16 protein-coding genes are annotated in these 17,129 nt (G+C 47.0%); 11 read left to right on the plus strand and 5 right to left on the minus strand.

Annotated elements, in window-relative coordinates:
- Positions 1-85: 85 nt before the first annotated feature.
- The gene (locus HUN05_17290; GenBank protein ID WDP86661.1) at positions 86-286 is read right to left on the minus strand and encodes a hypothetical protein; all 201 of its coding nucleotides are present in this window, start codon (positions 284-286) and stop codon (positions 86-88) included.
- A 215-nt stretch (positions 287-501) separates the two neighbouring features.
- Between HUN05_17290 and murJ the strand changes: the two genes are divergently transcribed.
- Together murJ and HUN05_17300 are read left to right on the plus strand one after the other, a co-directional pair.
- The gene (gene murJ, locus HUN05_17295) at positions 502-2,103 is read left to right on the plus strand and encodes a murein biosynthesis integral membrane protein MurJ (GenBank protein ID WDP88115.1); all 1,602 of its coding nucleotides are present in this window, start codon (positions 502-504) and stop codon (positions 2,101-2,103) included.
- A complete protein-coding gene (locus HUN05_17300; GenBank protein ID WDP86662.1) occupies positions 2,082-2,576 on the plus strand; it encodes a hypothetical protein in 495 nt (164 codons plus the stop codon). Before murJ ends, HUN05_17300 begins: the two co-directional genes overlap by 22 nt.
- Positions 2,577-2,579: 3 nt before the next feature.
- On the opposite strand, the gene HUN05_17305 is transcribed toward HUN05_17300, so the two are convergent.
- Complete coding sequence (locus tag HUN05_17305; protein ID WDP86663.1) at positions 2,580-3,290, minus strand: IS6 family transposase; 711 nt, start codon at positions 3,288-3,290, stop codon at positions 2,580-2,582.
- Positions 3,291-3,677: 387 nt separating this feature from the next.
- Between HUN05_17305 and ilvD the strand changes: the two genes are divergently transcribed.
- From ilvD to HUN05_17340, 7 genes are all read left to right on the plus strand, one after another.
- Complete coding sequence (ilvD, locus tag HUN05_17310; GenBank protein ID WDP86664.1) at positions 3,678-5,351, plus strand: dihydroxy-acid dehydratase; 1,674 nt, start codon at positions 3,678-3,680, stop codon at positions 5,349-5,351.
- A 12-nt stretch (positions 5,352-5,363) separates the two neighbouring features.
- Positions 5,364-7,055: a biosynthetic-type acetolactate synthase large subunit gene (gene ilvB, locus HUN05_17315; GenBank protein WDP86665.1), complete on the plus strand. Its 1,692-nt coding sequence runs from the start codon at positions 5,364-5,366 to the stop codon at positions 7,053-7,055.
- 14 nt (positions 7,056-7,069) lie between these two features.
- A complete protein-coding gene (ilvN, locus tag HUN05_17320; protein WDP86666.1) occupies positions 7,070-7,561 on the plus strand; it encodes an acetolactate synthase small subunit in 492 nt (163 codons plus the stop codon).
- Complete coding sequence (locus HUN05_17325; GenBank protein ID WDP86667.1) at positions 7,558-9,159, plus strand: citramalate synthase; 1,602 nt, start codon at positions 7,558-7,560, stop codon at positions 9,157-9,159. Before ilvN ends, HUN05_17325 begins: the two co-directional genes overlap by 4 nt.
- Before the next feature lie 12 nt (positions 9,160-9,171).
- A complete protein-coding gene (locus HUN05_17330) occupies positions 9,172-10,716 on the plus strand; it encodes a 2-isopropylmalate synthase (protein WDP86668.1) in 1,545 nt (514 codons plus the stop codon).
- A gap of 354 nt (positions 10,717-11,070) precedes the next feature.
- Complete coding sequence (locus tag HUN05_17335; GenBank protein ID WDP86669.1) at positions 11,071-11,781, plus strand: IS6 family transposase; 711 nt, start codon at positions 11,071-11,073, stop codon at positions 11,779-11,781.
- 65 nt (positions 11,782-11,846) lie between these two features.
- Positions 11,847-12,221 carry a DDE-type integrase/transposase/recombinase gene (locus HUN05_17340; protein WDP86670.1) on the plus strand — a complete coding sequence of 125 codons (375 nt, stop codon included), beginning with the start codon at positions 11,847-11,849 and terminating at the stop codon, positions 12,219-12,221.
- 117 nt (positions 12,222-12,338) lie between these two features.
- On the opposite strand, the gene rocF is transcribed toward HUN05_17340, so the two are convergent.
- Entirely contained in the window at positions 12,339-13,229 is an 891-nt protein-coding gene (gene rocF / locus HUN05_17345; protein ID WDP86671.1) for an arginase, read from the minus strand.
- 117 nt (positions 13,230-13,346) lie between these two features.
- On the opposite strand from rocF, the gene HUN05_17350 reads away from it, so the two are divergent.
- A complete protein-coding gene (locus HUN05_17350) occupies positions 13,347-14,039 on the plus strand; it encodes a histidine phosphatase family protein (GenBank protein ID WDP86672.1) in 693 nt (230 codons plus the stop codon).
- Here the strand turns inward: HUN05_17350 and cmoB are convergent, their stop codons facing one another.
- Both cmoB and cmoA read right to left on the minus strand, forming a co-directional pair.
- Positions 14,040-15,008, minus strand: coding sequence for a tRNA 5-methoxyuridine(34)/uridine 5-oxyacetic acid(34) synthase CmoB (cmoB, locus tag HUN05_17355; GenBank protein WDP86673.1), 969 nt, complete (start codon positions 15,006-15,008; stop codon positions 14,040-14,042).
- A gap of 63 nt (positions 15,009-15,071) precedes the next feature.
- Positions 15,072-15,797 (minus strand): carboxy-S-adenosyl-L-methionine synthase CmoA, encoded by a 726-nt coding sequence (gene cmoA, locus HUN05_17360; protein WDP86674.1) that lies wholly within the window; start codon positions 15,795-15,797, stop codon positions 15,072-15,074.
- Positions 15,798-15,980: 183 nt separating this feature from the next.
- Here cmoA and HUN05_17365 point away from each other — a divergent pair, with 183 nt between their 5' ends.
- Positions 15,981-17,126, plus strand: a complete 1,146-nt coding sequence (locus HUN05_17365) for a ParM/StbA family protein (protein ID WDP86675.1) — start codon at positions 15,981-15,983, stop codon at positions 17,124-17,126.
- Positions 17,127-17,129: the final 3 nt, after the last annotated feature.

A 17,129-nucleotide genomic window follows, 5' to 3' on the forward strand; every position in this document is an offset into this window, starting at 1 on the left:
ACCTTGAGCATCAAGGTTCCGCTAAGAACCAATACCAGTATCATTCCGGAAAGGTTGCCGGGATTGAACAATGCCATGGCAAAAATTAATGTTCTTTGATAAAAATGGCAATGACAAAGAAAAACACCCCAAGTCCCAAAAGCACACCGCCCAGGGGGATCTCGTAAAAAAGTGTATCCAGGGCATTTTGAACACTTTGGACTGAAACAAGATTGACAATTGACTGGACAAAATCTTCAGACAAGGAGGAAAGGGTAAGCCCTACCCAGATGTTGTCGGTACTCATGAACTTGGAAATCATGGAAAATAATCCGACAAAACACCCCGCTAATATTGAAAAAATCCCAAGTTTTGAGAACATAAACACTATCCTTTAAAAAGTTAAAAGAATCCTCTGGTTCCGTATCAAGAGTATATCGGCGGGCCCTGCCCATAGTCAAATCTTTTTAGACCTTGTCCTTTAATTTGGCCTAAGTTTATGCTAAATCTGATTTGATAATGATGACTTCATCCAAGACCCCAAAAAACAAGACCCTAAAAAAAATCGGCTTTGCTTCATTTATCATGATGGCCTCTGTATTTGCAAGCAGGCTCATAGGATTGCTGCGTGAATCCACCATAGCATGGCTTGGGGGCGCCAATTACGGGGTTGACGCCTATCAGATCGCCTTTGTTATCCCTGAAATTTTAAACCATGTAGTGGCCAGCGGGTTTTTGTCCATCACCTTTATTCCCATTTTTACCCACTATTTGACCTCGAACCGGGAACAAGAGGGGTATAAGGTCTTTTCTATTATTTTAAACGGATTTGGCCTGGCCCTGATCTGCATCATGGGCGAGGCGATTGTTTTTGCCCCCGAGCTGATCAAAGTTTTAGCCCCGGGATTAACCCATGGGCCCACCCTTGACCTGGCCGTCCGCATGACCCGAATTATCATCCCTGCCCAATTCTTTTTTTTCAGCGGCGGCCTTTTCATGGCAATCCAGTTTTCAAAGGAACGATTTCTCATCCCGGCTTTAGCCCCTTTGATCTACAATTTGGGAATCATTGCCGGAGGCATCTGCCTATATCCGCTCATGGGTATGGAGGGATTTGCATGGGGCGTTCTGGCAGGCGCTTTTGTCGGCAGTTTTGGCCTTCAGATGTGGGGGGCCAGACGCGCCGGGTTAAGATACTTTCTATGCTTTGATCTTAAACATCCTGATTTTAAAAAATATATCCTCTTAACCCTTCCGTTGATGCTCGGGTTGACCATGACCTTTTCAACGGAAATTTTGATGAAATTTTTCGGATCATTTCTTGATGAAGGAAGTATCTCAGCCATGAACTACGCCCTTAGGATCATGTTTATCCTTGTGGGTTTTTTCGGGCAGGCCGTTGGCATGGCCTCTTATCCGTTTTTGGCCAAACTTGCTTCAGATAACAAGCTGGATCAGCTCAATCAAATTATCAACAAGACCCTTAAATTTATATTTCTGGTTCTCCCTTTTTCAGTACTGTTCATGGTGGTCAGAACTGAAGTGGTGGCCATCTTATTTAAACGGGGGGCCTTTGACACCCATGCCGTTGAATTGACCGCCGGCGTGCTTCCCTATTTCATGATCGGTGCCTTTGCCTTCTCAGCCCAGACCATAGTGTCACGCGGATATTTTGCCGTTCAAAACACCTTGTTTCCGGCCCTTTTTTCCACTGTCTGCGTTCTTTTAAGCCTGCCTTTGATTTATGCGGGCATGATCAGTATGGGTATCAAGGGGGTGGCCTTGGGTCTCTCCCTTTCCGTTGCCCTGACCTGCGGCCTTTTGTTTGAAACCTGGAACCGAAAAACCCAAAACACTGAAAAACATGAGGTATACCGATTCTTTTTTGTTCTGGTCCTGGTCAGCTCCGGTTTAGGGGCGATGCTCCAAGGCGTGTATCTTCTGGTGATACAACTCATTCTCCCGGGCAGCCTAATAAACAACTTGATGATCTGCGCTCTCATGGGTATTGTTTTTTTGTTCATGTTCGGACTGATTGGAAAAATTTTCCATATTCCCGAAATCCACACCCTTTATCACACCCTGTTTAAAAAGGTTTTCGCATGGGGAAAAAAAGCAGGATAACACCTGCAACACGAGATTGTCTTAACACCCTTGCCCTTCGCATCAAAGGGGCTAAACAAGTGGTGGCATTCACCGGTGCCGGCATATCCACGGAAAGCGGAATACCTGATTACCGAAGCCAGGGCGGGTTGTGGGATCAATTTAAACCCATATTTTTTGATGAGTTTCTCTCATCTAAAACCGCAAGAATCAAGTATTGGAATCAGCACCTTGCCATGAAAAAAAGCCTGAGACATGCCCGGCCCAATAAAGGCCACAAAGCCTTGGCCCGGGTTGAACGCAGGGGATTTCTCTCCTGTATCATCACCCAGAACATTGACGGACTCCACCAGGCATCCGGGATTCCTCCTGAAAAAATAATTGAACTTCACGGAAATGCCAGAAAAATTGCCTGTATGTCCTGCGCTAAACAGTTCACCTGGGGGTTCTGTTGCAAAAAATATTTCCAGGACAAAGAGATCGTTCAGGCGTAAAATTTACGCAGCATAAGAAAACAGATTTTCGACGAATTCTTTCTGCTTTAAAATTTCTCCCTTCCTGATATTTTTAACTTGTCCTTTTCTGATCATGTTCATAATTTCATAGCCTTTTAGCGTCCGCCAGGCAGAATGAAATGTCTTGAACCCCATACCAGCTCTGACAAGCTTTTTGATAAACCGGTGGTCTTGCTCAATAATATTGTTCAGATATTTATTCTGTCTTAGGATACAGTCCTTATTCAGAAGCTTTTTTTCTTTCAAAGCCTTTACTGCCGGAGGATATGCAGGATTTCCGTCAACACTCAGAACCCGAGGTCTGGAGCTATTGGAAGCTCGCAGCATCTTTTTAAAAAATCGTTTGGCAGATTCCATATTACGTCTGCTGCGAAGAAGAAAATCGATGGTATTTCCACGGGAATCGACCGCTCGGTAAAGATACTTCATTTTCCCCCGCACCTTGATATATGTTTCATCAATACGGTAAGAATCATTTGATTGCCGCAGATACTTCCTGCTTCGCTTTTCCATTTCAGGAGCATAGCGCTGAACCCATCGGTAAATGGTACTGTGATCCACAGACAAGCCCCGTTCTTGCATCATCTCTTCCAGATTCCTGTAACTCAGTTGATATCTCAGATACCAGCGAACATTCAACAGGATGATTTCTTTTTCATAATGACGCCACTTGAAAGGGTTTTCATTTTTCATACTATCTCTCTGCAAATAAATTAGTGCCAAAACGGACTTGTATCAGACATTAATAATTTTTTGCAACAGAACCGCCAGACCCATGCTTGAATGTCAAACTAATTTCACCCCAATTTATTGTCCTGGGAAAATTATACATCAGAAGATAATTTATTTTTTTCTTGACTTTCTCAAGATTAATATATAATAAACTCATTTTAAAAAGAGTAAATTATTATGAAATTAAATATTATCCACAGCCTATTAGTCCTTATTATCGTGGAGGTGATTATTGTCACCTCCTGGCGAAGGGGCGTTTAGTGGCTTAAACTAAAGAGAACTTAAAAAAAGCCGTTACCAGCCCCGAGGGGGGCGGGTAACGGCTTTTTTAGTTTTTGGAGACTTTAAATGAGAAGCCATATTGCAACAAAAGGAGTGGCAAGAGCACCCCACAGGGGTCTGATGAAAGCCCTTGGGTACACCAACAGGGAAATTGGTCAGCCCATGATCGGAATTGCCAATTCCGCCAATGAGCTCATACCCGGTCACATGCACCTGGACACCATTGTAAACGCGGTTAAATCCGGAATTTCCATGGCCGGGGGCACGCCCATGGAATTTTCCACCATCGGGGTCTGCGACGGCATTGCCATGAACCACAAGGGCATGCACTACTCTCTGGCCTCACGGGAACTCATTGCCGACAGTATTGAGGTGACGGCAACGGCCCACCCCTTTGATGCCATTGTCATGGTCCCCAATTGTGATAAAATCGTTCCGGGCATGCTCATGGCAGCAGCCAGGCTCAATATTCCCTGTATCTTTGTCTCAGGCGGCCCCATGCTGGCAGGCCGTCATCCCAAGGACAACACCCAGAAAATAGATCTGGTCTCTGTATTTGAAGCCGTGGGGGCAGTACAGACCGGAAAAATGACCGAGTCCGAACTCACCGAAATAGAAGATGCCGCCTGCCCCACCTGCGGTTCCTGTGCAGGCATGTTTACGGCCAACTCAATGAACTGCCTCACTGAAGCCATTGGTATGGCCCTGCCCGGGAACGGAACCATTCCCGCCCCCATGTCAAGCAGAATCCGCCTGGCCAAAGAGGCGGGCATCCAAATCATGGACCTTTTTAAAAAGGATATCACCCCGGATAAAATCATGACCAAAGCGGCCTTTATGAATTCCCTGGTCGTGGACATGGCCCTTGGATGTTCCACCAATACCGTGCTCCACCTCAAAGCCATTGCCCACGAGGCCGGGGTGGACATCGACCTGAACCTTATTAATAAGATCAGCAAAAAGACGCCCCATCTTTGCTCTCTGAGTCCCGGCGGGGCCGACCATATTGAAGATCTGGACTCAGCCGGCGGCATCCAAGCCGTGATGAAAGAACTGAGCGACCATGATTATATTGACAATTCTTTGATCACCGTCACAGGCGATTCCATAAAAATAAACCTTGAAAGCGTAAAAGTCAAAGATCCTCAAGTGATCAGGCCGGTTCAAGACCCATATCATCAGGAGGGTGGACTTGCCGTTCTTTTCGGCAACCTGGCCCCCGAAGGGTGTGTGGTCAAGCAATCTGCTGTTCTGCCGGCCATGATGACACACAAAGGGCCTGCCCGGGTTTTCAACTCCGAAGAAGAGGCCACAAAAGCCATCATGGGCAGACAGATCATACCCGGAGACGTGATCATTATCCGGTATGAAGGCCCTGCAGGCGGACCCGGAATGAGAGAGATGCTCACCCCCACCTCAGCCATTGCCGGCATGGGATTGGATGACAGATGCGCCCTGATCACGGACGGACGGTTTTCCGGCGGCACCAAAGGGGCCAGCATCGGCCATGTATCTCCTGAAGCCGCACAGGGCGGACTCATTGCCCTGATCCAAGAAAAAGATATGATCTGTATTGATATCCCGGCCAAAACCATTGAACTTAAAATTTCTGACCAGGAAATTGAAAAGAGAAAAGCCCTTTGGCAAAAGCCTGAACCTAAAATTAAAACAGGATATATGGCCCGGTATGCCCGGATGGTGACATCTGCAGGTAACGGCGCAATATTTAAACATAGTTAACAGGAGACAAGTATGAAACTCACAGGAGCTCAAATCCTCGTTCAAATGATCAAAGCCCAGGGCGTGGATACCATTTTCGGTTATCCCGGAGGCGCCACCATTGACATCCACGATGAGCTCGACAGGCATGATGACCTGCGTCATATCCTTGTCCGCCATGAACAGGGAGCTGTTCACATGGCCGATGCCTATGCCCGTGCCAAAAAAGCCACGGGTGTGGCTCTGGTCACCTCGGGTCCCGGTGCCACCAATACCGTCACAGGTATTGCATCTGCCCATTCTGACTCCATCCCCATGGTGGTATTCACAGGACAGGTTCCCACAGGTCTCATCGGCAATGATGCCTTTCAGGAAGTTGATATTGTCGGCATCACAAGGCCCTGCACCAAGCATAATTATCTGGTCAAGAATCCTGCCAAACTTGCCGACACCATCCAGGAAGCCTTTCACATTGCACGGTCAGGCCGGCCCGGCCCGGTTCTTGTGGATCTTCCCAAGGATGTGATCCAGGCCCAAATTGAGTTCAACTTGCCTGAACCCACTCAAATGAAATCCTATAAGCCCAATTACAAGCCCAATAAAAAGCAGATGGCCAAGGCTATTTCCATGCTCAAACAGACCCGCAGACCCGTGATTTTTGCAGGCGGGGGGGTTATTTTATCCCAGGGTGCCGAGGAACTCACCCAGATTGCACGGCTTGCCAATATCCCTGTGACCGGATCTTTGATGGGACTTGGGGCCTTTCCCGGGTCTGATCCCAACTGGCTAGGGATGCTGGGCATGCACGGCACATATCGTGCCAATATGAGCATTGGCCATTCAGACCTGATTTTTGCCGTGGGGGTCAGATTTGACGACAGGGTCACAGGGAATATTGAAAAATTTGCACCGGATGCCAAAATTATCCAGATTGATATTGACCCTACTTCCATCCATAAAAATATCGAGGTGGACTGCCCCATTGTAGGGGACTGTAAAACAGCTTTGAAAGATATTTACACGCTTATGGAAAAAGAAGATCCAAAAGATTTTCAAACGGACAGAACCGCCTGGCTTGCCAGAATTGAGGAGTGGAAACAGACCACACCCTTAAAATATGACCAAAACTATGAGGTGATCAAGCCCCAGTATGTGGTTGAAAAACTCTATGAGATCACCCGAGGAGAGGCCCTGGTCACCACCGAGGTGGGGCAGAATCAGATGTGGACCGCCCAGTATTACCACTTTGACAAACCAAATCATTTTATCACCTCAGGCGGACTCGGGGTCATGGGTTTTGGTTTGCCTGCAGCCATCGGGGCCAAGGCGGCCCAGCCAGACAAGCTTGTGGTCAACGTGGCCGGGGATGGATCCATCCAGATGAATATCCAGGAACTCATGACCGCCATTGAATCTAAACTTGATGTCAAAATTGTCATTCTTAACAACCGGTTTTTGGGCATGGTTCGCCAATGGCAGGAATTTTTCTATGACAAAGCCTATGCCTCCACCAACATGGAAAATGCCCCTGACTTTGTCAAACTTGCCGAGGCTTACGGCGCAAAAGGATTTAAATGTACCCAGCCTGCCTGTGTCACCGAGACCCTTGAAACAGGCCTTAACACCCCGGGCACCGTGATCATGGAGTTTGTGGTTGAGCGGGAAGAATCGGTTTATCCCATGGTGCCGGCCGGCGGGGCCATCACTGACATGCTTCTGGTTTAAAAAGGATATTTTCAATGAAAATTAACAGATACCTGCTTTCCATTTTAGTTGATAATGAACCCGGGGTGCTTTCCCGGATTTCCGGTCTTTTTTCAGGCCGGGGCTTTAATATTGACTCTTTGAGTGTTGCCAAGACCACGGACCCTGACGTCTCCGTCATTACCATGGTCACCTATTGTGACGCTCACATTATAGAACAGATTAAAAAACAGCTTCACAAGCTGATCAATGTGATCAGGGTAAACGATTTAACTGAAAAACAATATGTGGAACGTCAACTGGCCCTGGTCAAGGTCCATGCCAGAACTGAAAAACGGGCCGAGATCATGAGAATCGTTGATATTTTCAGATCAAAAATTGTGGATGTAGGCCATTCCCATTTTGTTATTGAAGTCTCAGGAGACAGCGGAAAAATTGAGGCTTTTATCTCGTTGATGCAACCTGTGGGCATTGTTGAAATTGCCACCACAGGGGCCATTGCCCTTGGCAGGGAGAACGGAAAATGACACAGGTATTTACCCATCAAAAAGCCCTCCTATATGACACCACCCTCAGGGATGGTATGCAGGGAGAAAATATCTTTTTTTCCCCGGATGACAAGCTTAAAATAGCCTTACGCCTGGATGAGGCCGGTATCCATTATATAGAAGGGGGGTGGCCCGGATCCAACCCCGGTGCCCAGGCCTTTTTCGAACTGGTTCGGGACAAAGAATTTAAACAGGCCAAAATCACGGCATTCGGTGCCACAAGACGCCCGGGTACAACCTGTGACCAGGATGCCAATCTTAAGGCCCTCATTGATTCAGGGGCAAACGCGCTCACCATTTTCGGCAAATCCTGGGATCTTCATGTGGAATCCATCATGTCAAATACCCGAACGGAAAACCTTGCCATGATCCAGGAGAGCGTAGCCTATTTGCTCTCCCACGGCCGGGAAGTGATCTATGATGCCGAACATTATTATGACGGGTTTAAGGCAAATCCTGAATTTGCCCTTCAGACCCTGGATGCAGCCCTGAAAGGCGGAACCCACTGCCTTGTTCTCTGCGACACCAACGGGGGATGCCTGCCCTGTGATATTGATACCATTACCAGGCAGACCATTGCCCATTTTAAAGATCGTAAAGATATTATTTTCGGCATCCACACCCATAATGACTGCGCCATGGCCGTTGCCAATGCGGTAAATGCCGTCCATGCCGGCGCCTCCATGGTCCAGGGGACCATTAACGGATACGGAGAGCGCTGCGGCAATGCAGATCTCACCGCCATTATCCCCATACTCTCTTTAAAAATGAATAGGGACTGTATTTCCCGAGAGAACCTTGGCAAGCTTCAGAATCTGTCCCGGTTTGTCTCAGAAACCGCCAATGTGCCTCCGGTGAGTTCCCGGCCCTTTGTGGGAAAATCCGCCTTTGCCCACAAGGGCGGGGTTCATGTCTCTGCCATCATGAAAAACCTTAAAGCCTACGAGCATATGGCACCCGAACTTGTGGGCAATGAGCGGCGGGTGCTTGTCTCCGAACAGTCGGGCAAGAGCAATATTGCCTACAAGGCAAAAGAGTTTGGAGTGGACATTGGGGATGATGAAACCCGCAAGGCCTTGATTGTATCCAATATCAAAGAGCTTGAAAACGACGGGTTTGAATTTGATGCCGCAGAAGGCTCACTCAAGCTGATCATGGAAAAACTCACCGAACAATACCAATCCCATTTTGATCTGGAATCGTTTCGGGTGGTGGTGGAAAAAGACAGGGAACGCCCCTGTTATTCCCATGCCATGATCAAAATCCGGGTGGGAGATAAAACAGAGATCACCTCGGCCGAAGGAGACGGTCCTGTGTCTGCCCTGGATAATGCCTTGAGAAAGGCCTTATCTGCCATGTATCCAAAAATCAATGACATGCATCTGGTTGACTTCAAGGTTCGTGTGATTGACGGATTTGACGGCACGGATGCCAAGGTCAGGGTATTGATCGAATCCCGGGATACGGATAATATTTTTTCCACCATCGGGGTTTCAGAAGATATAATTGAGGCCTCGTGGCAGGCATTGGCAGACAGTTTTCAATACAAGCTTTCATTGGACAACACTAACAAATAAAGGGTAATAAAAATGAACGACGACAGACGGATCATCGTATTTGACACCACCTTGCGTGACGGGGAACAATCTCCGGGCGCCTCCATGAATCAGGCGGAAAAGCTCAGGATCGCCACCCAGCTTGAGGCCCTGGGAGTGGATGTCATTGAAGCGGGGTTTCCTGCAGCCTCGGAGGGAGACTATGAGGCGGTAAAAGCCATTTCCGCTGCCTTGAAAAAAACCCAGGTGGCCGCCCTCTGCCGTGCCAGTGAACAAGATATCCGCCGGGGCTGGGATGCCATAAAAGATGCGGTAAACCCCAGGATTCACACGTTTATCGCCACCTCAGAGCTTCACATGAAATACAAGCTTCAGATGGAACCTGGGGACGTGCTCAAACAGGCGGTGGAATCGGTAAAACTTGCCGCCTCTTTTACCGACAACGTAGAATTTTCAGCCGAAGACGGGTCTCGGTCTGACAAGGATTTTTTATGCACCGTGTTTGAGTCGGTGATTGATGCCGGTGCCACTACCGTCAACCTGCCCGACACCGTTGGCTATGCCATCCCCGAAGAGTTTGGCGAACTTGTCAAATACGTGATGGAAAACACCTCCAATATTGACCAGGCCATACTTTCAATCCATTGCCACAACGACCTGGGTCTTGCCACCTCAAATACCCTTGCTGCCGTTAAAAACGGGGCCCGCCAGGTAGAGGTCACCATCAACGGCATTGGAGAGCGGGCAGGCAACACCTCCATGGAAGAGGTGGTCATGTCCCTGAACACCCGGCCCAACTTCTTTCCCCACACCACAGGAATTGATACCACAAGGATCTATCCCACCTCCCGTCTGGTCTCCATGATCACAGGCATCCTGGTCCAGCCCAACAGGGCCATTGTCGGTGCAAATGCCTTTGCCCACGAGGCCGGCATCCACCAGGACGGTGTCCTTAAAAACCCCATGACCTACGAGATCATGAAACCTGAAACCGTGGGTATTTCCAAAAATAATCTGGTATTGGGAAAGCATTCGGGCCGCCACGCCCTGAACGCCCACGTTCAGGAAATGGGATACAACCTTTCAGACGATGAACTCAACATTGTCTTTAAAAAATTTAAAAACCTGGCTGACAAAAAAAAGAACATTTTAGACGAGGATATCGAAGCCTTGATCAACGAAGGGGTTTTAAGATCCTCGGAAGTCTTCACCCTTGAATACATCCATGTATTGTCCGGGAACACGGTATTTCCAACGGCCTCTGTCATGCTCCACATCAACGGCAGACCGGTTCAAGGCGCCACTGAAGGCTCAGGCCCCATTGATGCGGTCTACAATATCATCTCCAAGCTCACCTCGACCAAATCCGAACTTCTGCGGTTTACCATCTCTGCGCTGACTGAAGGCACAGATGCCCAGGGCGAGGTTACGGTCCGCCTCCAGGAAGACGGAGTCGTAGCCTTGGGTAAAGGAACTGATCCTGATATTATCACAGCATCGGCCCTGGCCTATATCAACGGGCTGAACCGGCTGGAATACATGAAGGCCCATCCTGTAAAAGAGCCCTCTCCCCTTTAAAGTCAACGCCGGTTTACCCGGCCCGATTTTCGTGCGCCCGGTGCTCAATTTAAATTTTGTACCGGGCGCAGTTCTTTTTTTCAAAAAAGGGTAAAGATCGCAACACTCATGAAGGTTGTGATTTTTCTTAATAAACCTGTTAAATGGAGACTTAATCCAATCGAGCCTCGTGTATATATTGAGCGTATTTTCCACTCTCTTTTAGTTTTTGAAGACCCCGATTGAATCGTTGAAGCATAAGTTTATTACCCTCTACTTTTTTTGATAAAGACAGCCTGTAGGGTTCTGTTGCAAAAAATTATTAATGTCTGATACAAGTCCATTTTGGCACTAATTTATTTGCAGAGAGATAGTATGAAAAATGAAAACCCTTTCAAGTGGCGTCATTATGAAAAAGAAATCATCCTGTTGAATGTTCGCTGGTATCTGAGATATCAACTGAGTTACAGGAATCTGGAAGAGATGATGCAAGAACGGGGCTTGTCTGTGGATCACAGTACCATTTACCGATGGGTTCAGCGCTATGCTCCTGAAATGGAAAAGCGAAGCAGGAAGTATCTGCGGCAATCAAATGATTCTTACCGTATTGATGAAACATATATCAAGGTGCGGGGGAAAATGAAGTATCTTTACCGAGCGGTCGATTCCCGTGGAAATACCATCGATTTTCTTCTTCGCAGCAGACGTAATATGGAATCTGCCAAACGATTTTTTAAAAAGATGCTGCGAGCTTCCAATAGCTCCAGACCTCGGGTTCTGAGTGTTGACGGAAATCCTGCATATCCTCCGGCAGTAAAGGCTTTGAAAGAAAAAAAGCTTCTGAATAAGGACTGTATCCTAAGACAGAATAAATATCTGAACAATATTATTGAGCAAGACCACCGGTTTATCAAAAAGCTTGTCAGAGCTGGTATGGGGTTCAAGACATTTCATTCTGCCTGGCGGACGCTAAAAGGCTATGAAATTATGAACATGATCAGAAAAGGACAAGTTAAAAATATCAGGAAGGGAGAAATTTTAAAGCAGAAAGAATTCGTCGAAAATCTGTTTTCTTATGCTGCGTAAATTTTACGCCTGAACGATCTCTTTGTCCTGGAAATATTTTTTGCAACAGAACCAGCAGACGTAATATGGAATCTGCCAAACGATTTTTTAAAAAGATGCTGCGAGCTTCCAATAACTCCAGACCTCGGGTTCTGAGTGTTGACGGAAATCCTGCATATCCTCCGGCAGTAAAGGCTTTGAAAGAAAAAAAGCTTCTGAATAAGGACTGTATCCTAAGACAGAATAAATATCTGAACAATATTATTGAGCAAGACCACCGGTTTATCAAAAAGCTTGTCAGAGCTGGTATGGGGTTCAAGACATTTCATTCTGCCTGGCGGACGCTAAAAGGCTATGAAATTATGAACATGATCAGAAAAGGACAAGTTAAAAATATCAGGAAGGGAGAAATTTTAAAGCAGAAAGAATTCGTCGAAAATCTGTTTTCTTATGCTGCGTAAATTTTACGCCTGAACGATCTCTTTGTCCTGGAAATATTTTTTGCAACAGAACCTAATCTTTTATGGGATTTTAAGGCATGAATATAGGCATTGAGTGTCAAAAAAAGACCTTTTCCATTATAAAATGCTTTTACCCAGAGCAGAGAGGGCAAGCTCAACAGCAAGCTCAGCGGTTTTATTGCCCACATCCAGAATCGGATTAATCTCCACAAGGTCCATGGATCCGAGTTTTCCAGAGTCAGATAAAATTTCCATGAGCAGATGGGCCTCTCTGTAACTTATGCCGCCCGGGACCGGGGTCCCCACCCCAGGTGCTTCGACCGGATCCAGTCCATCCATGTCCAAGGTCAGATGAAACCGCTTTAAATGGGCAAATTTCATCATGGCTTTGGAGGCAACCGCAGAGATCCCCTGTTCATCAATGTCTCTCATGGTAAAGATGGTAATACCGGATGCTTTGATTCTTTGTTTTTCTCCGGGGTCCAGATCCCGCTGGCCGATCAGCACCACATTGTCCGGATGAATCTTTTTGCCAGGTTTTCCCACATTGACCAAAGAGGCGTGGCCCTCGCCAATGAGTGCTGCCAGGGGCATGCCGTGAATATTGCCAGAAGGTGAGGTCTCAGGCGTGTTAAAATCCCCATGGGCATCCACCCAGATCAATCCGATATCATCCTGGCCCACCACCGAGGCCACAGTGCCCACGGAAATGGAATGATCTCCGCCGAGAAAAAGCGGAAACCTCTTCTGTTCCACGGCCTGACTTCCAGCCGTGTAAATGGACTCACAAACCTGGGTAATCTCTTTGATATATTTATCATTTGCCATGTCAAGGCTTGTGTCCCGAATGGGAATTGACACATCCCCCTGGTCGGTGACCGTGTGGCCTAAACGTCTGAGTCTTTGAATCAGCCCTGAATACCGAAGGGCGGCAGGCCCCATGTCCACCCCCCTGAGCATTTGTCCAAAATCCATTGGCACGCCGATAATACTGATATGTTTTGACATTATTCCCCCTGAATTGAGTTGCGCCCAAAAGGTTTGGTGAAACTGTTTATTGACAGCTCATATAGCATAGAGTATGAAATCTATTCAATGAAAATCCCCTTGAATCGGAGCCTTTAAATGGAAAGAAAATACCCTGTCAGATCCCAACAGACCATTGATACCCTGACTGCTCTGCTAGACAGAGGGGTTAAAAAAATGTCCGTTATTTTAAGGCATTCGGATCGCTATTATCCTAAAGATGCCAGGATGGAGCCTTTTATGGGATTAACCGATCCGGGCAAATCCTATGCCCTGGATCTTGGCCGGGCCCTGCCCGATCATATCACCCCCCAATTATTTTCAAGCCATTTTGGCAGATGTATTGAAACCGCCTACCTTATTGACAAGGGATTTACCCTTTCCCACGGCAGCCTATTGGATCATGTGATCACCCAGGATACCCTGGCCCCGTTTTACATTAATGATATTGAACAGGCCCTCGGACTGATGCAGGACTGCGGCAGCCAGCAATTTATCCGGAACTGGTTTGACAATACCATCGATCAAACCATCATGGAGCCCCCTGAAAAAACAGCAGATATTCTCACCGCATACATGATTCAACGGTTGAGCGAGCTTGAGACGGGTCAGGTGGCCTTTTGCGTCTCCCATGACTGGAACATCTTTCCCATCAAAGAATTTAAACTCGGGCTTGCCCATGAAGGCGCCGGGGATGTGGGATATTTGGACGGGGTGATTTTCTTTGAAGAAAACGGCCAGGTCTATGCCGAAACCTTTCAGACAGACCCTGTGGCCATTAAAACCCTGTGATCAGGCCTTTGCCATAAAAATCGCCCTTACCGGTCCGGGATAGCCTTCAACGGTTTTACCAGGGTCATTGGGATCTAAAAAATCGGCCAGGGATTCGGTCTGAATCCAATTAGTTTTTCGCTGTTCACAAGGAGTGGTCGGGGTCACATCCACACAGCGGATATCAAAAAATCCCGCCCGGGCAAGCCAGGACTCCATGGCTGCAAGGTCAGGAATAAAAAACACGTTCCGCATCTTCTGGTAGCGGTCATGGGGAAAAAGACAGATATTCTTCCTTGAATCCAGCACCAGATTTTCCAGGACAATCTGTCCGCCTTTGGCAAGGCTGTCATGGATCTGTTTGAGCATTTCCACGGGGGACTTTCGATGATAGAGTATTCCCATGCAGAGCACCAGGTCAAAGGACTTTTCCATCAAAGGCATCTTTTGATAGGGAATGGGCAGGCAAAACACATTGTCCAGGTTTAAATATTTCTGGATGGCCAGGTATTGGTAATAAAAGGAACTCTGGGGTTCAAGCCCCAGAACAAAGCCAGGGTTTAATGCCGCCATTTTAAACATGTAATACCCGTTGCTGGACCCAATATCCAGAACTTTATTACCCTCAATATTGGGCAGGTGGGAGGCAAAGCGTTCCCACTTCATCCAGGACTGCCATTCGGTATAAATGGGGACACCAAACAGATCAAAGGGGCCTTTTCGCCAGGGGCAGAGCGCCTTTAGTCCCTGAAAAAGCCTTTGTTTTTTCAGGGAAGAAATCTCATTTCTCCCCCCTGCCCTGACCGCCCGGCCATCCAGGTCAATCCATGAACAGTCCAGATCGGGCAGATCCTGCACCACCTGCTTAAACTTTGAAAAATTACCCTTGGCATGGTCGAGAAATTCTCTTTTATTTCGGACAATCTCACCAAGAGCATCATCCCATTGATCCAGTCCGGACTGCCTACAGTGTTTTAAAAACCGTTCCATAGTTGTTGTATATTTCCACCATGACCGAGATTGAGTCCGGTCTTTTTTGGCAATGGCCCAAGCTTATTTTATGGCCAGCATTGATGTAAAGTTAAACCACTTAAGCCAGATATTGAACACGGAAAACCCGGCTGACAGCAGCCGGTTCTCATGGATCTGGACAGATTCCGGGATCAAAACCTTTTCAAGGGCATCTCTTTTCTGGCTGATTTCAAGTTCTGAATACCCGTTCTCCCGCTTGAACTGGCAGTAAAAATCCAGTTCAAGATCTTTTAATCCAGGATCCGGGTGAATGGTTTTCTCGGTCAGAAGAAGCACCCCACCGGGAGATAACCCCTGGTAAATTGAACGGATCAACCCGTTTCTTTTTTCAGGGTTTAAAAATTGAAGGGTTAAATTGACCACCACCACCGAGGCATTGTGAATCTTCATATCCTCAATACACCCGCAGACAAGATCAATGGACTGGGCATTTTTTTTTGTGCCAAGCCTTGTTTGATACTTTTGAATCATGGGATAGGAATTATCCACCCCTGTCATGGCAAAAGGAGCGGCATCAAAAAGAGAAAGAATACGCATGCCCAGATTGCCGTGGGAACACCCCAGATCATATATTCGGGTTCCTGGTACGTAATACCGTTGGGTCATCATTGCCTGCTGTTTTAATACCTCTGAATAAAACGGGACCGAACGCATCAGCATATCGTCAAAAACAGCGGCTACTTTTTCATTAAAACAAAAGGGGGTGATTGATTTTTTTTTCTCTGCAAATACCGTATCTTTTTCCATAGCTCTTTTTCTTTTGTAAATCCGGCCCTGTATTACCTTATTTTCTAAATTTACGCAAGCTGTGCCAGGATCAATTTTTTCCTTATGCCTTGACGTGAATGCACTGGCAATGGTATCCTCGGGGCGAATAACTTCAAAAGGCAACCCACGGCGATCCAAATACATTTAGCAGGAGGTTGGTACATGGAAATAGTTGGAATTGATGTCGGTTTCGGTTTTACCAAGGCATACAACGGAAAAAATTCCGTTATTTTCAAGTCCTTGATCGGGGATGCCGCCGATATCCAGTTTAAATCATCTTTAGGGGATGCCCAGACCACGTCAAACCTGCACATCACCTTGAACGACAAGACTTATTTTCTGGGCACCTATGCAGAACTCCAGTCCAGTATCACAGAATTTACCCTGGACCAGGATAAGCTGGTGGAAGAATTTATCAAAATTCTGGCCATTGCCGCTGCCGGGCTCTGCTCGGAGACCAAAGGGCCGATTAATGTGGTTACAGGATTGCCTGTGGGATATCTTAAACGGGACACCCGCCGTCTCAAGGAGATCATCAAGGGGAATCATGAAATCACCTTTCACAACCAGGATGAACCCGATAAAACGACCCGGATTCATATCAACAAGGTTCATGTGATTCCCCAGCCTGTGGGGTCTATCTTTAATTTGATATTTGATAACACCGGTAAAATCACAAACCGGGCCCTGGCAGCATCAAAATTAGGGGTGGTGGACATTGGGTTTAAAACCACGGATTTTTCCATCTTTGATCATCTTCAGTATATTGAACGGGGATCATCAACCATGGATACAGGCATCTCAAAATGCTTTTCCGTGATTGCCAACAAGCTCAGACAAGAAAGCAATATCAATATAGAACTCTACCGTATTTTTAAATTTGTCGAATCCGGAATGATCAAAATCAAGGGTAAAGAGTATAATATCACCAACCTAAAAAAACGGGTCTACATCCATGCGGCATCTGCCATTGCCGCCGATTTAAACAGACTTTGGGAAAACGACTGGGACATTGATTCCATTATTTTATCCGGCGGCGGTTCCATTCCCTTGGCCGAATACCTAGTTCCCGGTATTGAGGGCAATGTCATTCCCATCCAGCGGGACATTGACGCCAGGTTCAACAATGTCCAGGGATATTGCAAGTTCGGCCATTATAAATGGGGAAATCAGAAAAACAGCCCCGAAAAAAAAGAAACCGCCCAAAAAGCAGGGCCTGACCCCGCACCGGAACCGCCCCAGGATACGGCCAAAGAAGACGGCGAAAAATCAGGTAAAGGCCTGGCCTGGCTGAGGCGTCAAAATTAGGAA

The organism is Desulfobacter sp., assembly GCA_028768545.1.
Lineage (GTDB): Bacteria > Desulfobacterota > Desulfobacteria > Desulfobacterales > Desulfobacteraceae > Desulfobacter.

Coding starts and splice junctions, on each gene's coding strand:
- cmoA (WDP86674.1), bottom strand. CDS start 15,797: ATGGAAAAAGATACGGTATTTGCAGAGAAAAAAAAATCAATCACCCCC.
- rocF (WDP86671.1), bottom strand. CDS start 13,229: ATGTCAAAACATATCAGTATTATCGGCGTGCCAATGGATTTTGGACAA.
- ilvD (WDP86664.1), top strand. CDS start 3,678: ATGAGAAGCCATATTGCAACAAAAGGAGTGGCAAGAGCACCCCACAGG.
- HUN05_17365 (WDP86675.1), top strand. CDS start 15,981: ATGGAAATAGTTGGAATTGATGTCGGTTTCGGTTTTACCAAGGCATAC.
- murJ (WDP88115.1), top strand. CDS start 502: ATGACTTCATCCAAGACCCCAAAAAACAAGACCCTAAAAAAAATCGGC.
- HUN05_17330 (WDP86668.1), top strand. CDS start 9,172: ATGAACGACGACAGACGGATCATCGTATTTGACACCACCTTGCGTGAC.
- ilvN (WDP86666.1), top strand. CDS start 7,070: ATGAAAATTAACAGATACCTGCTTTCCATTTTAGTTGATAATGAACCC.
- ilvB (WDP86665.1), top strand. CDS start 5,364: ATGAAACTCACAGGAGCTCAAATCCTCGTTCAAATGATCAAAGCCCAG.
- HUN05_17290 (WDP86661.1), bottom strand. CDS start 286: ATGAGTACCGACAACATCTGGGTAGGGCTTACCCTTTCCTCCTTGTCT.
- cmoB (WDP86673.1), bottom strand. CDS start 15,008: ATGGAACGGTTTTTAAAACACTGTAGGCAGTCCGGACTGGATCAATGG.
- HUN05_17325 (WDP86667.1), top strand. CDS start 7,558: ATGACACAGGTATTTACCCATCAAAAAGCCCTCCTATATGACACCACC.
- HUN05_17350 (WDP86672.1), top strand. CDS start 13,347: ATGGAAAGAAAATACCCTGTCAGATCCCAACAGACCATTGATACCCTG.
- HUN05_17335 (WDP86669.1), top strand. CDS start 11,071: ATGAAAAATGAAAACCCTTTCAAGTGGCGTCATTATGAAAAAGAAATC.
- HUN05_17300 (WDP86662.1), top strand. CDS start 2,082: ATGGGGAAAAAAAGCAGGATAACACCTGCAACACGAGATTGTCTTAAC.
- HUN05_17340 (WDP86670.1), top strand. CDS start 11,847: ATGGAATCTGCCAAACGATTTTTTAAAAAGATGCTGCGAGCTTCCAAT.
- HUN05_17305 (WDP86663.1), bottom strand. CDS start 3,290: ATGAAAAATGAAAACCCTTTCAAGTGGCGTCATTATGAAAAAGAAATC.